We start from the raw sequence: 14,205 nt of genomic DNA, 5'->3' as shown, positions 1-14,205 counted from the left end.
AAAAGACGTGGATTTCGGCATCCTAGCTCGTCTGCCGAGAGCGGGACCTACTTCACGTGGGCGAGGGGCCGATGACGTTACCGCCCGAACTGGCGCAATCGCAGCGCGTTCAGGACCACAAAGACCGACGAAAATGCCATCGCGGCACCGGCGATCATGGGGTTGAGAAGACCGAAGGCAGCTACGGGGATGGCGATGACGTTGTAGCCGAAGGCCCAGAACAGGCTCGACGTGATGACCCGGAGCGTGGCTTGCGAAAGGCGAATCGCCTGTGGAACCGAACCGACCTCGTCGCGCACCAGAGTGATGTCCGAGGCTTCGAGGGCGACATCGGTACCTGCCCCCATGGCAATACCCAGGTCGGCGCGCGCCAGAGCGGCCGCGTCGTTGACCCCGTCTCCGACCATCGCGACGACGTGCCCCTCGCTTTGCAGACGTTTGACCTGATCCACCTTGCCGCTCGGGCTGACACCCGCGATCACATCGGACCCGGCGATGCCGACGTCCGCCGCTATGGCCCGGGCCACGGGAGCGGCGTCGCCCGTGAGCAGAATCGGTCGCAGCCCCATGTCCTTGAGCTCTGCGATCGAGCCCTCGGCGTCGATCTTCGGCTTGTCGCGGAGGGCCAGCAACCCGGCAACGGCGCCGTCCACCGCGAGAAAGACCGAAGTGGCGCCGTCTTCCTGGAATTCGGTCATGACGTCGAGATCGATGGAGGGGACCTCGACGCCAACGTCCTGCAGCCAAGAAGACTGCCCGATCACGATGTCGTGCGCAGTGCCACCGATATCAACCTGCCCACGGACCCCGCCGCCGGGGGAGCTCCGGAAATCCGAAACAGGCGGCAGATCCCCAAATTCCCTGCGCGCAGCATCTGCAATCGCGCGGGCTATGGGATGCTCCGAAGCGTTCTCCAGGCCACCCGCGACCGCCAGAACCTCATGTTCATCAAGGCTCATGGCAGAAGAGTTTAGAACTCGGGTCTCCTCGAGCGTGAGTTCGCCGTTGGTTACTGTGCCCGTTTTGTCGAGCAGAACGGTGTCCACGCGGCGTGTGTCCTCGAGGACTTGGGCGGATTTGATCAGGATGCCGAGCTGGGCGCCACGGCCGGTTCCTGTCAGGAGAGCCGTCGGAGTCGCGAGCCCGAGCGCACAGGGGCACGCGATCACGAGCACCGAAACTCCCGCGACGAATGCCGGGGCCAACGCTCCACCGATGACCCACCAGAGAATGAACGTGAGAGCCGCAAGCGCCAAGACGATGGGCACGAAGACCGCCGAAATCCGGTCGGCCAGCCGGGCCACGGGAGCCTTGGAGGATTGGGCATCGGCGACGAGCCGCCCCATCTGCGCCAAAGTGGTGCCCTCGCCGACACGGGTGGCCCGGATAACGAGCCGCCCTCCCTGGTTGAGGGTCGCACCCGTGACGGTGCTTCCCTCGGCGACCTCCACAGGCGCGGACTCCCCGGTCAGCATCGACTCGTCGACTGCGGAGTTCCCGTTGATGACCGTTCCGTCCGTGGCTATTTTTTCGCCAGGGCGAACCAGGAATTCATCGTCTACCTGTAGTTCTTCGACCGGGACGCGGACCGACCGTGAGCCGCCGTCCCGCAACACCTCGACCTCACGGGCCCCCATGTCCAAGAGTTTGTGCAGGGCTTCGCTCGAACGGGACTGAGCGCGCGTTTCGATGTATCTGCCGATGAGCAGGAAGAACGTAACCACTGCGGCGGTCTCGAAATAGACCTGGTGTGAAGACATGTCCATGTGGACGCCGGGATGGGCCCCCGCGGTCATCGACGGATCTGCGATGAGGCGTCCGAGGGAATAGAGATAAGCGATGATCACGCCTAGCGAGACCAGGGTGTCCATGGTCGAGGAACCGTGGCGCGCGGCCCGGGCCGCGGTCACGTGGAAAGGCCACGCCGACCAGGTTGCCACCGGCAACGCGAGTACTGCGGCCACCCAAGCCCAGTGCGGGAACTGAAATACCGGGATCATGGAAATCGCGAACAGCGGGATGGTGAAAATCGCCGAAACCCAGATTCGCTTTTTCATGGAAGATTCGGCGGGCATCGCCATGTCATGCCCCGCGTGCTCACTGTGGCGGTGCGTTACCTCGTGCTCGCCGGAGCGCTCGGTTGCACTCGAGGAGCCGTGGGCGCTGGGGGCGATCGACGGCGTGTACCCTGCGCTACGAACGGTCTCGAGGAGAGTTTCGTCGGCAATATCCTTCGGTGCCGTCACCCGAGCCGACTTGAGCGGGAGATTCACACTGGCCTCGACCCCCTCGATTTTTCCCAGTTTGCGTTCGACCCGGCCGACACAGGAGGCGCAGGTCATCCCCTCAATGCTGAGGTCCACGATGCGGGTGCCACCCGATACGGAGCCGCCAGCGGACTGCTGGGATGCGGTAGCCATGATTCCTCCTTGGACGAGAAATTGAGGTGTTCAGCTGACGAGGGTGTAGCCGGCTTCTGCGACGGCTGAGCGAACCTCGGACGAATCGAGGTGACCCTCGTGGGTGATCCGGACAGGTGAGTCCCCGCCGGCGTTGAGCAAAACCTGGACGTCGCGGACGCCACCGATCTCCTGGAGCTCTTCCGTCACGGAGGCGACGCAGTGCTCGCACGTCATGCCCTGGACCGTAATGTCGGTGGTATTCATGAGTTTTTTCCTTTCGGCGGGATGCAGTGTCTGAGGCGAGCTGCCGATGGTTAGCTGCGGATCAGTCGGGATACCGCGGCGGTGGCCTCGGCTATTTTTTCCTGAACGGCCTCGGGATCGCCGCCGTCGGCTGCTGACTCCACGGCACCCACGACGCAATGACCGAGGTGTTCGTCCAAAAGTCCGACCGCCACCGCGTGGAGCGCCTTGTTGATTGCCGAAATCTGGGTGAGGACATCGATGCAGTACTTGTCCTCCTCGATCATCCGTTGGATGCCACGGACCTGCCCCTCGATGCGTCGCAATCGCTTGAGGTAGGCCTCCTTGTCATGCGTGTAGCCGTGGGGTGTCCGGGTGGGATCCGCGATGTGGTGGCTCGATGCTTCGCTCATAACCCGAATATATACCCCCTAGGGGTATGTCTCAAGAGGGTCGAATGTGAGAATTGAGGTGTTTGACCGGTCAGGAGACAACCACCGGAGATCTTTGTGCGAGAGTTAACCCATGGCTTCGAAGATTGAGGACTACGCCCTGCTCTCGAATATGAGCACCGCTGCACTGGTTTCACGCGAGGGGTCCGTGGATTGGTTCTGCACGCCCAGATTTGATTCCGAAGCCGCCTTCGCGGCGCTCTTGGGGGACGAAGACCACGGGCGTTGGCTGCTGGCTCCTGCGGCGGCAGTCTTCCCCGTGACCGCAAGCGAGGAAAACCCTGAGGTCTCCCAGGAAGAGGACTCATCGGCCCGAGTGGCCGAGAGGTTCTACGGCGAGAATTCTTTTGTTCTCCACACCATTTGGTCCACGGGCACCGGTTCGGTTCGCGTCACCGATTTCATGCCGTTGGGCAACCGCACCGAGATCGTCCGCCGTGTCGAGGGCCTGACTGGTGAAGTGACGATGCATCAGGAGCTTGCGTTGCGTTTCAACTACGGACGGACCGTGCCGTGGGTGACTCGTTACGAGGGGGCCCCGGACCCGCAAACCGGCTATCCCGACCCTGCCGATGGGATGCTTGTGGCGATGGCCGGTCCGGATGCGCTGGTCTACCGTGGCGACCCGATTCCCGAAGCCGCTCACCGATGCCACGCCGGTCAATTCGACATCTCTGCGGGACAGGTTCGTGATTTCTCACTGACCTACTTTGCCTCGCACCGGAATCCCCCCGCACCCGTGGACTTCAACGAAGCTCTGCACCGCACCGTGGATCAGTGGAGCGAATGGTCCGACCTGTACAACGACCCCAGCGAGCCCGCCCCCACCGGCACCGGTCCTGTCCCGACCACGACGGCGATGCCGATGGTCGACGTGAATTCCGACGCCATGCCGTTGGGTGCGGTCCCAGGAGGACAAACCGAGGCCGAAGAAAAAGATACGAGGCTCGACGACTACCGTGAAGCGCGCCTACGGTCGCTTCTGGTCATTCGCGCTCTCATGAACCGTGAGACCGGCGGCGTGGTGGCCGCCCCGACGACCTCGTTGCCCGAGGTCATCGGAGGCCCCCGAAACTGGGATCACCGATTCTGCTGGTTGCGCGACGTCGCCCAGTCCGTTGGCATCTCGATCGCCCATGACCACGATCGCGAAGCGACCCAGCTGCGCAACTGGCTTCTGCGCGCCATTGCGAACGACCCGACCAAATTGCACAACGTATACGGCCTGGCCGGCGAAAGCGATGATTTCGAGCGGCATATCAATCTGCCCGGGTACGAAGAATCGGAACCGGTGCGGCGCGGCAGTGGCGCGGCCATGCAGTTACAGGGGGACGCCATGGGACAGCTCATGGTGACCTTCGAAAACTTGCGTCGCCTGGGTTACGCGGAAGACCATCTTTCCTGGCCCCTCCAGCAGGCGCTGCTCGGCTCCGCCGTCGAACATGTGGGCGAGGAAGACCAGGGCATTTGGGAGACGCACGGAGAGACGCACGTCTACACTCACTCCCAAATCATGTTGTGGGCCGCGTTGGACGCCGGTGTCCGGGCGGTCCGCACGCACGGTTTGTCCGGGGACGCCGATCGGTGGGCTTCCGCCCGGGATCGGCTCGCCCAGCAGATCTGGGCCCACGGGTTCAACCGCGACCTCAACTCGTTCGTCCAGTACTACGGCGGAACGACCGTCGACTCGTCATTGCTCAACATCGCTCACACCGGCTTCGTCTCCTTCGATTCGCCGGAAATGCGCGGAACCGTCGAACGGATCGAGCGTGAACTCGACGCGGGCGGCGGCATGATTTACCGCTACCGCAACTCGGATGGGTTGGATGGATTCGAGGGGCAGGACAACCCCCATTTCGCCTCGACGTTGTGGCTTGCAGAACAGCATATTCGGTCCGGATACATCGAACGAGGGCGCGAAATTCTGGATGCCGTGCTCGAACGCGCCAACGACGTCGGGCTGTTCTCGGCCGAATACTCGCTCAAGCGGGGCCGGATGACGGGCAATTTCCCGCAGACCCTCGCCCACATTGCGCTGGTGTCCGCGATAGACGCGATCCTGCTCTAGCCGCCGTCCTGCCGCGTCGATTCCGTCGTTCCGGGGCGGGACGTCGAGTCTGCCCGTGGGGCAGGAGTGGTGGATCATGATCGGCTCGGTGGGATCGAACCAGCACCTGCGCTCCTCATTCGTTCAGGTCGATGGTTCTGTCCACCCGGATGCGTGCCAGGAAGTCTTCGTCGTGGCTCACGACGATCAGCGCTCCGCGGAATCCCGCCAGAGCATTGACGAGCCAGTCGACCGTAGCCATGTCCAAGTTGTTGGTCGGTTCGTCCAGAATCAGCAACCGCGGGGCGGGTGCGGACAAGAGGATCCCGGCCAGGGCAACCCTGAAACGCTCCCCGCCGGAAAGAGTCTTGACCGGGGAGAACACCCGGTCCCTGCGGAAGAGCAACCGGGCCAGATCGTCCCTGAGCTGCTGTTCGCTCGCGCGTCGGTTGGTGGCCGCAACCGTCGAGAGCACGGAATTCTCGGGGGCGAGTTCGATGCGCTGTGGCAAAAAACCTAAGCGGCCCACCCTGTACTCGACCTCGTACACACGGCCCATGCCGGGCGAACGAGCTGGCCGTGTGGCGTTGTCCTTTGGGCCTTCGACGATGCGGTGCAAAAGGGTGCTCTTGCCTGACCCATTGCGCCCCGCGATGCGCACGTGTTCCGGTCCGGTCACGATCACGTGACGTTCATCGGTGCCCAGTGGTGCACCCCGGACCTCTTCGGCCGTCGGATCCTCGGTGATTTGTAATTCCACAATTCTGATGCCGTTGCCGACGGCGGTGTCCGGCAGATCGAGGTACACCCCTTCGGTCTGTCGCAGCGAATCCTCGGCATCCGCGAGCCTGTCGCGAGCCGCGCGCTCGCGATCCGCCATGACGGACCGTGCCCGAGCCGAGGACTTCTCTGACTTCTCCTTGTCGCCGCCCATCGCGATGGGCGGTTTGCGTTTGGTCTCGGCGAACTTCTTTCCGCGTCGCTCGTCCCTCGTCTGCTTGATTTGCTGGTTCAGACGGTCGCGTTTTTCCCGCGAGGCGTTGGCGCGGGCATCTCGAATGTCGCGGTGTTTTGCGGCTTCCTCTCCTGCGACGGCGCTCTCCCATGCGGAGAAGCCGCCCTCGAATCGTCTGAGGACCGCTGCGTTGGTCCGAGGGCCCGCGGTCCTAAGCTCGCTGATCGAGTCGCAGGTCTCCAGAAGAGCCTTGTCGTGGCTGATGACCAGGATTGGGATCCGGGGTCGGAACTGGTCCAGGAGACTCCACAACTGACCGCGGGCGTCGGCGTCGAGATTGTTGGTGGGTTCGTCGAGAATCAGAGCTTCCGGCCTGGCCACTTGAATTCCGGCCATGGCCGTCCTGACGGCCTGTCCGCCGGAGAGGCTCCCGACGTCGCGCTGCATATCAATTCCCGGCAACCCGGAACGGTGCATCTCGGCACGGGCGCGTTCGGCGATGTCCCAATCGTCGCCAATGAAGTCGAAGTGCCGTTGGTCTATGTTCCCTTCGGTTACCGCGGTGATTGCGTCGAGAATTGGGGATATGCCCAATAAGTCTGCGACGGTCGCCGCTGTGTCGAGACCTAGGTCCTGACTCAGTACGGAAATCCGGCGCGGCGCGGCGATCGAACCGCTGGCTGGGGCGAGGTCACCCGCGATGAGTCTGAGGAGGGTGGATTTTCCGGAGCCATTGGGGCCGATGATTCCGTGGAGTCCTGCACCGTATATTGCGTTGATGCCAGTCAGGCAGGCGGTTCCGTCTGGCCAAGTGAAGTTGACTCCGGATATGGAAATGTTCTGTTGGATAGGCATAAAGCATTCCTCTCAGCATGAATTGGTGCTGAGCGGACGCAGGGTCTCACTCAGCGAATTGCGAGGAGAGGTGCACTATCCAATGCATTTCCTTTGCTCGGGGGCAGAAACGAGTAGAGCGTAGCATGCAGTTCGTTTCTCAGGAAAGCGTCGATCGGCGCGAGCGGCGATTATACCGTCCGGCGTCGGGGTCATGGTCCCGGACGCCGCCTGAGGCCCTGACCCGGTGGGGGGGGGGGGCGAGAGAGCGCCGCAATACCGGGTCAGCCATTCTCCGGCGGTTTAGGAGGCCATGGGGGCTGGCCGTTCCCGGGGTCGATACCATAACCACGGTCGCCACGGGAACGCGGGTCACCACCTTCATGAGCCGAAGAGCCGTTGGTACCCTGCGGGTTCGGTCCCGGGCCTCCAGTACCCTCAGCCGGTGATGGGGTCTGCGGTTGTGGGCCTTGCGGACCGCCCAACCCATTGGGTCCTCCAAAACTTCCGAAGCCGCGGCGACCGGGCCCGGCCCAATGGATGTCGAGAAGATCGGGTATCGGCCGATCACGCCGATCTGCGATGACCTTGTCGTGGACCACGTTGACGCCCCAGTGGGTGTTGCCGGGCCTCTCCGGATAACCGTCGATGAAGGAGTTGCCTTGCAACGGGTCCGGCCAAGAAGCGGCAGGCTCGGCCGCGGGAACCATGGAGATCGGATTGTTCTCCGGGTTGAATCGGGGCCTCCAAATGAGCCGTCCCGGGCGGGAGCGGTCACGGAGCGCATGGGCGCGCCACGTCGTCGCGGGATGGGACATATTCAGGTTGGCGAGCCAGGTAAACAAGCCGCGCTCGTAGACGGCGCGGTCAGCGAACTCTTGGAAATTGACGTCCTTGTTCAGGTACTTGCCGGCAGCCAGGGTGCGGATCGTTCCTTCCGAACCGCGCGGGCAAAAACGGAAACCGAAGTTATCCGCCGTGTACTCCTGCGCGCGGGAAAGGATCGAGGACAAAAAGGGCACGTTCTGGAAAGCAGAGATGCCCAAGAGCCGGAAATACGAGGTATGGCCTGCGGCAATATGCCCCACCTCGTGACCGATGATGAAACGCAGGGCATCGGGGTCGCGTGCCGCGCCCCCGATCTCGAAGAGGTCCGAGTAGATCGCGACGAAGCGCCGGTGGCCGTGGCCCGAAGCGAACGCGTTGATCGTGCCGTTGCCGAGGACCACATAGGCGTCAGGGACCCGCCGCAGACCGTGGGCTTTCGCCGCACCGACGAGCATTTTGTAGGCTTCCGGGAATTGCGTGGGAGTAATGCGCACGCCCGTCAGGCGCATTTGTCCGTACAGCATGCCGCGGGTGAAGAAAATGATGATCGGCAACAGGCACAGTAGGGCAAGAAGTTGATCGAAGGTCGACGCCGTATCGGCTTCCGCGTACGTCGTCGGAGTCGTCACCAAGGGCATGAACGTGCGGATGAACAAAACCCAGAACGCAAAGGTATATGCCGCGAGGGTGAAGCAGATTCCCACGATGAGCCACGGAATCTCGCCGGGATGCCGCAGTTTCTTGCGGAGGCTCTCGTCCAGGAGCGACTGGGGCGAGAACAAGGATGGGCCGGGAAAAGGACTGTGCGCTCTCTGGCGCGAGTCCTCGGGCACCCAACCGTTACTCACATCGTCAGCGAGCGGTTGGGACGGGATCGAAGCTTCCGGCGGGTGGATGCCGGGTGCACCGTACGTGTGTGCATCCTTCTCGAAGTTGGGGTCCGGTGGGGACCCGAACGGGTTCTGGGTCATGAACGTCCTCTCGGTGGTTCATATCAGCGAGACGTGCTTCAGGCGTCGCGGCAACGGTATGACTTCCAACTGTACCCAGGGCCGTCATTCGATGGGTGGATACGAAGTGAGGAAAGCCTGGGAGGACGGGGCCATACGGAAGAACGAACCGGCATGGCGGGATGCGGAACCCTCTCTGCCGGCAGAGAGCAATGAGCGTCGATGCCCGAAGACCGGACATCGACGCTCAACGCCCCTTGACCAAGGGGGAATTTAGCTCACATCTAGACCGTGTACGTCCAGGGGGTGTTGCCCTCGGCGGCCTGAGTGATGATGTTGGTCAGCTGGGTTTCGGTGGCCTGATAGGACTTCTTGGAGGTCTTCAAAGGGTCGTTGACCGTGAAGGTTCCCTTGTCCTTGTTGTATCCGGAGACGTAGACGAAATGGCCGTAACCCGGGGCCGCGTCCTCGCCGGAAATAACGCCTGTCTGAGTCAGCACGATGGCCTGTTTGCCGTCTTTGATGCTCGCGATCGCGTCGGTGGCATTGGCGTTCACGTGTGCCGTGCCCTTGACGCCATGATTACTGAGAATCGTGGCGACGTCATCGCTCTGCAGGAACTCGGAATTGCCACGCCCGGCTTCCTGCCGGATCTGGGTCATGGCGGCGCTCTGATCCGAGTCGGAGTACTTGCTCGGCAACTTTCCGTCGTTCTGCAGCAGGGCCATCAGAATGGAGGCCGGGCCGCAGTCGTTGTACTGCGAAGCCTGGCCCTGTACCTGGCTGATGTACTGGAACTTGTGCTGGGCCTGGGTTGAGGCCTGGACGTTGCCCGCGCTTTCCGGTGCTGCGGTTGTGGTTGCATTTGCGGCTCCGGCCATCGCTCCAGTGGCCAACGAGGCGATGGCGGCACCAGCAACGAACCTGCGTTTGAAGCTATTCATCTTTGAATTCCTTACCGTCTGTTTGGGGTGTTTCGGGCATTTTCGACGGTACGAATGAAATGTGTCATGAGTCAACGTTTTACCGGAGGTTTGTTGATTCCGGAGAATCGCTCGTAATTATCAATTTGTAATAGGTCGAATTAGTCAACGACACGGTGGCTCTATTGTGCGACAACCGTGGAAGTGTGTTCATTGCAGGGGTTCGGATCTTGGATTTAATAGGTTGAAATATCGCCCGCCTGACGGTATATATGGGGCGCTTATCTAAGTTTTAACATAGTTAACCGGCGGTTCCTCGAGAGTTTCTCTTAGGTCACACTCACGCGAACGAATTCATTCATCGATAATGTTTTCCCTCGTCAGATTCGACCGAGAGGGTGGTGGTCCTGGGTGATTTCGGTCCGGATGCCCGTTTTGTCATCTCAGTTTTCGTCGGTAGCTTGGGCTCAGAACCACTTTGCACTCCACCTGGAGAACCACGTCATGTCCAAAAATGGAATAACTTTGCCTGCCTTCGTCTCTGCGGCGCTTCTCGTCACGTCTTCTATCCTCCTGGGAGGGTGTTCCTCCGATTCCGGGGGCGACGCCGAATCCTCTTCTTCCGGCGTCTCGGAAGGTTCTTCGGAATCGCCGGCGGGAGAAGGAAAGGGCAAGTCGTCCGAACTCATCGGTGGCGGACGGACCGTATTTCCTGATCGTCGCATGGTCGCACTGTACGGAACTCCCGGAAATCCGGCGCTGGGGGCTCTCGGCGAGCAGGATCCTGCCGCCTCCGTGGCGCGGGTCAAGGACCTTGCTGAGAAGTATCAACCGTACAGTGATGAACCGGTCATTCCGGCTTTCGAGGTCATCGCCTCGGTTGCGGACGCCGTGCCCGGTGATGACGGGGACTACTCCAACGAGCTTTCTCCCAATGACCTCAAACCGTTGCTGGATGAGGCCAAGAAAAATGGGGTCTACGTGATTCTCGATTTTCAGCCCGGACAACAAGACTTCACGAGCCAAATCAAGGAATACGAGGAGCTGCTGAAGGATCCGAACGTCGGCGTCGGCCTCGACCCAGAGTGGCGGCTCAAGCCAGGTCAGAAGCCATTAGAGCAAATCGGCTCCGTAGACGCTTCGGAGATCAACGAATCGTTGGATTACATTGCCGATTTGACCCGTCGGGAAGACCTGCCGCAGAAGGCTGTGGTCATTCATCAGTTCGCGGGCTCCATGATCACTCAGCGGGAGAGCCTCAATACTTCCCATCCTGAGCTCGGCATCACCCTGCACGCGGATGGGCACGGGACACCCGGTCTGAAGGAGCAAACGTGGTCAGCGTTGCAGGAAGGCCTGCCGCAAAACATCTACATGTCCTGGAAGAACTTCTACGATGAGGACACGCCGATGTTCACGCCGGAACAGACCTACCAGATGGACCCCAAGCCGTGGATCGTCACGTATCAGTAGATCTCTGGGCCTCGCATGGCCCGAGGACGCGGAATCGTTCCATCACCACAGGGGTCGAATCATCGAGGATGAAATCTTTCCCCAACACAGAGGACATCTCCTCCGAATTCCAGTACGCCGCATGGCCTTCACGCCATTGGGTAACCGTTCGGTATCCCTCGCCCTCGCCGATGGCGTGTTCCAGCGGGACGTCCCCGAAAGGGACGATTTTAACCTCGGTCGTTTCAATGACGAACAGCTCGTGCCCCTCGGAATCGATGACGACCCCCTGTTCCCCAACAACCGGCAGCGGATCGCCTCCCACCTCGTATTCGCGAAGGAGTGAGCTGGTCGTGCATTTTGCGCCGGTCCTAATGGCGGCAATGAGTCGATCTCGCAAAGGCCCTGGGAACGCGAATTCTACGGGGGGCAGGTCGGTACGCATACGAACATTTATACATGGGGCAAGAGGCTATGAGTTCAGCGTCTTGGCAAGCGATCGCGAAACCTGGTGGATCACCTCATCGTGGCGGCCAGCTCTGACGAGTCTAGAGTGCGATCTGCGAAAACCAGCCGAATCGCCGTCGGGTCCGGATTCCCTGCGTCAGGCCCACGGTGTTGAAGGGTCAACCCAACCTTTCGGGCGACGGCCGCTGAGGCCTCGTTGTGCTCGAGCAGATATGCCACGATCGGCAGATCAGGGCGTAACTTGCGTGACCTTTCTACGGCTCTGTGGGAAAGCTCCGTCGCGAATCCCCGTCCTTGGGCTTCCGGGGCGAAACGGTATCCGAGATTCCAAAAAGTATTCTGGCGCAGAGCGCAGCCGCCGTGGCCGACCGTTATGCCATTTTCGCGGGCCACCCACGTTCCCAGACCTGATTCCCATGCGGCAATCCATCCGGAGAGGACTTCTTCCGTGGTTTCGATGTCTGCGAAGCGACCGCTCGGCAGGTGGCTCCAGACCCGGGGATCCGAATACAGGCGGTGCAAGTCGGAAAGGTCCGACGTCCGTGGGATATGAAGGTCCAGTCGTTCCGTCCGATCTTCCGGAAGATCTCCGTTGGCCGGTGCTCTTGTTGTGCTCACAGGTTGCCTCGCAATATCGATCGGACTTCGATTCCTGTGATGCATATTACGGCCCTTCGCACCTGTGGCGGTGCGGATGCGGCGTGCGTAGGCTGAGTTCATGGCTGACCAGACTTTTCATGCAGAACACAAAGTTGCCGGCGGCAAACTCGTCGTCGCCGATGTGACCACCGACGGCGAGCGTATTACTGACGCCACGATTTCCGGGGACTTCTTCTTGGAACCCGAGGAGGCGTTCTTCGAGCTCGCACCCGCACTGGTCGGTTCATCGGCTTCCGACGACGGTGCCACGCTCACGGCCCGTCTCGACGCCGCGCTCGCTCCATTCGGTGAGGACCTGGATCTTCACGGATTCTCCACCGGCGACGTAGCCCTGGTGGTCCGGCGCGCGATTACCGGAGCGAAGGACTTCGGCGACTTCGAGTGGAGCATGCTGCGGCCCGGGCCCCTCCCGACCAGCCTGAACGTCGCGCTGGACCAGTATTTGCTCGACGAAGTGGCCTCGGGGAGAAGGGGTCCGACCCTGCGTTTCTGGGATTGGGAGGACAGGGCAACGGTCATCGGGTCCTTCCAGTCGTATATGAATGAGTTGCATCCGGAAGGCGTCGAGAAGCACGGGATCGACGTCGTGCGTCGCATATCCGGCGGCGGCGCCATGTTCATGGAGGGCGGCAACTGTGTGACCTACTCGCTCTATGCGCCGGCTTCCCTGGTGGCCGGGCTGAGCTACGAGCAATCCTACGTTTTTCTCGATCAGTGGGTCCTTCAGGCCCTCGGGGAACTGGGCGTCAATGCTTGGTACAAGCCCATCAACGACATCACGTCCTCGGGCGGAAAGATCGGCGGCGCAGCCCAGAAGCGGGTGAGCGGTGCTATCCTGCACCACGTGACCATGTCCTATGACATCGATGCCGACAAGATGACCGAAGTGCTCCGAATCGGCAAAGCGAAGATTTCCGACAAAGGCATTCGCAGCGCCAAGAAACGTGTGGACCCGTTGCGTCGCCAGACCGGCGAGAGCCGCGAAGGAATCATCCAGACCATGGGGCGGACTTTCCAGGCGCGCACAGGCGCCCAGTGGGCCACGCTGTCTTCGGAAGATCTCGATGCCGGTCGTCGGCTCGTCGAGGAGAAGTTCGAAACCGAGGAATGGACACACAGGGTCCCGTAATCGTGTGGTTTGGGGGCGTGGTGCTGCCGGGAAAAGAGGCGTGCGTTCATCGTCGGGTCACCCGTCATGACGAGGACCTGGGCGTCGGATTGTCAGTGTGCTGGGTTGGGCGTCAGACCGTTTGGTCTTGTGCCCGACGGCGGGACCTCGGCCCGACCCGGGAAAGGTCGCGGATGCTCGGGGGCAGGGACAGCAGCAGAATGAGTAGGGCACCGATGATCAGGGCCCGGAAGTCGAAGAGCCAGAAGCCCGCGATTCCGATGCCGCCGCCGGCCATGAACAACATGACCAAAAGGGCCAGAACCGTGGCCTTCTCCCGGTCCATCCGGACCGGGGGACCACCGCTGCGCGGAAAACGCCCATAGACCCATGTGCCGACCTCGACGCCCAGATCGGTGATCATCCCCGTCACGTGGGTGGTGCGAACGGGGAAGTCGCGGATTTTGGTGATGAGAGCGTTTTGCAGACCCATGGCGAAGCACAACGGCGGCACGATGGTGAGCTCTTGGCTGAGGTGGTCCAGATCGCTGGCCAGAATCCCCACGATCAGGATGAGCGTTGCCTCGAAGACGAGTACATTGGCATACCTACTGGCCAGCCGCCTTCTTCTGGCCCACGTGAAGATAATGGTGCACGCCATGGTCCCGGCCGTGAAGGAGCCGACGGCCAGCAGGCCCGTGAGCAGGAGGCCGACTTCGGCGCGCATGACGTGATTGGCAATATCGGCAACCATCCCGCTCATGTGGGAGGTGTAAAGGCCCAGGGCCATGAACCCGATGGCATTCAATGCGCCGGCCTGGAGCACCAGCAGATACGCCAGATGTCGGTCGAATTTGGGGCGACGGCGCGGTCCCGAGATCAA

At 61.6% G+C, this 14,205-nt stretch carries 12 protein-coding genes; 3 read left to right on the top strand and 9 right to left on the bottom strand.

Annotated elements, in window-relative coordinates; all coding sequences use genetic code 11:
• Positions 1-77: 77 nt before the first annotated feature.
• Genes EWV35_RS07795 through EWV35_RS07785 form a run of 3 tightly spaced genes read right to left on the bottom strand, consistent with a single transcriptional unit; the run spans position 78 to position 3,058 of the window.
• Positions 78-2,420 carry a heavy metal translocating P-type ATPase gene (locus tag EWV35_RS07795; protein ID WP_129660178.1) on the bottom strand — a complete coding sequence of 781 codons (2,343 nt, stop codon included), beginning with the start codon at positions 2,418-2,420 and terminating at the stop codon, positions 78-80.
• Between the two features lie 30 nt (positions 2,421-2,450).
• The gene (locus tag EWV35_RS07790) at positions 2,451-2,666 is read right to left on the bottom strand and encodes a heavy-metal-associated domain-containing protein (RefSeq protein ID WP_129660175.1); all 216 of its coding nucleotides are present in this window, start codon (positions 2,664-2,666) and stop codon (positions 2,451-2,453) included.
• A gap of 50 nt (positions 2,667-2,716) precedes the next feature.
• On the bottom strand, positions 2,717-3,058 hold the full coding sequence (locus EWV35_RS07785) for a metal-sensitive transcriptional regulator (RefSeq protein WP_129660172.1): 342 nt from the start codon (positions 3,056-3,058) through the stop codon (positions 2,717-2,719).
• Between the two features lie 112 nt (positions 3,059-3,170).
• Here EWV35_RS07785 and EWV35_RS07780 point away from each other — a divergent pair, with 112 nt between their 5' ends.
• Positions 3,171-5,165: a glycoside hydrolase family 15 protein gene (locus EWV35_RS07780; protein WP_129660169.1), complete on the top strand. Its 1,995-nt coding sequence runs from the start codon at positions 3,171-3,173 to the stop codon at positions 5,163-5,165.
• Positions 5,166-5,280: 115 nt separating this feature from the next.
• Here the strand turns inward: EWV35_RS07780 and EWV35_RS07775 are convergent, their stop codons facing one another.
• The 3 genes from EWV35_RS07775 to EWV35_RS07765 form a co-directional block, all read right to left on the bottom strand.
• A complete protein-coding gene (locus EWV35_RS07775) occupies positions 5,281-6,954 on the bottom strand; it encodes an ATP-binding cassette domain-containing protein (RefSeq protein WP_129660166.1) in 1,674 nt (557 codons plus the stop codon).
• Between the two features lie 263 nt (positions 6,955-7,217).
• A complete protein-coding gene (locus EWV35_RS07770) occupies positions 7,218-8,732 on the bottom strand; it encodes a M48 family metallopeptidase (RefSeq protein WP_129660163.1) in 1,515 nt (504 codons plus the stop codon).
• Positions 8,733-8,995: 263 nt separating this feature from the next.
• Entirely contained in the window at positions 8,996-9,655 is a 660-nt protein-coding gene (locus EWV35_RS07765; protein WP_129660160.1) for a C39 family peptidase, read from the bottom strand.
• A 483-nt stretch (positions 9,656-10,138) separates the two neighbouring features.
• Here EWV35_RS07765 and EWV35_RS07760 point away from each other — a divergent pair, with 483 nt between their 5' ends.
• Positions 10,139-11,107 carry a hypothetical protein gene (locus EWV35_RS07760; protein ID WP_129660157.1) on the top strand — a complete coding sequence of 323 codons (969 nt, stop codon included), beginning with the start codon at positions 10,139-10,141 and terminating at the stop codon, positions 11,105-11,107.
• Here the strand turns inward: EWV35_RS07760 and EWV35_RS07755 are convergent.
• Both EWV35_RS07755 and EWV35_RS07750 read right to left on the bottom strand, forming a co-directional pair.
• The gene (locus EWV35_RS07755; protein ID WP_129660155.1) at positions 11,094-11,531 is read right to left on the bottom strand and encodes an ASCH domain-containing protein; all 438 of its coding nucleotides are present in this window, start codon (positions 11,529-11,531) and stop codon (positions 11,094-11,096) included. The genes EWV35_RS07760 and EWV35_RS07755 overlap by 14 nt on opposite strands.
• Positions 11,532-11,602: 71 nt before the next feature.
• Positions 11,603-12,172, bottom strand: coding sequence for a GNAT family N-acetyltransferase (locus EWV35_RS07750; RefSeq protein WP_238654291.1), 570 nt, complete (start codon positions 12,170-12,172; stop codon positions 11,603-11,605).
• Positions 12,173-12,272: 100 nt separating this feature from the next.
• Here EWV35_RS07750 and EWV35_RS07745 point away from each other — a divergent pair, with 100 nt between their 5' ends.
• On the top strand, positions 12,273-13,343 hold the full coding sequence (locus EWV35_RS07745) for a lipoate--protein ligase family protein (protein WP_129660152.1): 1,071 nt from the start codon (positions 12,273-12,275) through the stop codon (positions 13,341-13,343).
• Positions 13,344-13,455: 112 nt separating this feature from the next.
• Here the strand turns inward: EWV35_RS07745 and EWV35_RS07740 are convergent, their stop codons facing one another.
• Positions 13,456-14,205, bottom strand: coding sequence for a YoaK family protein (locus tag EWV35_RS07740; protein WP_238654289.1), 750 nt, complete (start codon positions 14,203-14,205; stop codon positions 13,456-13,458).

This window comes from Rothia uropygialis, from assembly GCF_004137765.1.
GTDB lineage: Bacteria > Actinomycetota > Actinomycetes > Actinomycetales > Micrococcaceae > Rothia.
This window is presented reverse-complemented; position numbering and strand designations above follow the sequence as displayed.

Bases quoted from the DNA above. Each gene is read 5' to 3' on its own strand.
- EWV35_RS07795 (WP_129660178.1), bottom strand. From the start codon at position 2,420: ATGGCTACCGCATCCCAGCAGTCCGCTGGCGGCTCCGTATCGGGTGGC.
- EWV35_RS07790 (WP_129660175.1), bottom strand. From the start codon at position 2,666: ATGAATACCACCGACATTACGGTCCAGGGCATGACGTGCGAGCACTGC.
- EWV35_RS07785 (WP_129660172.1), bottom strand. From the start codon at position 3,058: ATGAGCGAAGCATCGAGCCACCACATCGCGGATCCCACCCGGACACCC.
- EWV35_RS07780 (WP_129660169.1), top strand. From the start codon at position 3,171: ATGGCTTCGAAGATTGAGGACTACGCCCTGCTCTCGAATATGAGCACC.
- EWV35_RS07775 (WP_129660166.1), bottom strand. From the start codon at position 6,954: ATGCCTATCCAACAGAACATTTCCATATCCGGAGTCAACTTCACTTGG.
- EWV35_RS07770 (WP_129660163.1), bottom strand. From the start codon at position 8,732: ATGACCCAGAACCCGTTCGGGTCCCCACCGGACCCCAACTTCGAGAAG.
- EWV35_RS07765 (WP_129660160.1), bottom strand. From the start codon at position 9,655: ATGAATAGCTTCAAACGCAGGTTCGTTGCTGGTGCCGCCATCGCCTCG.
- EWV35_RS07760 (WP_129660157.1), top strand. From the start codon at position 10,139: ATGTCCAAAAATGGAATAACTTTGCCTGCCTTCGTCTCTGCGGCGCTT.
- EWV35_RS07755 (WP_129660155.1), bottom strand. From the start codon at position 11,531: ATGCGTACCGACCTGCCCCCCGTAGAATTCGCGTTCCCAGGGCCTTTG.
- EWV35_RS07745 (WP_129660152.1), top strand. From the start codon at position 12,273: ATGGCTGACCAGACTTTTCATGCAGAACACAAAGTTGCCGGCGGCAAA.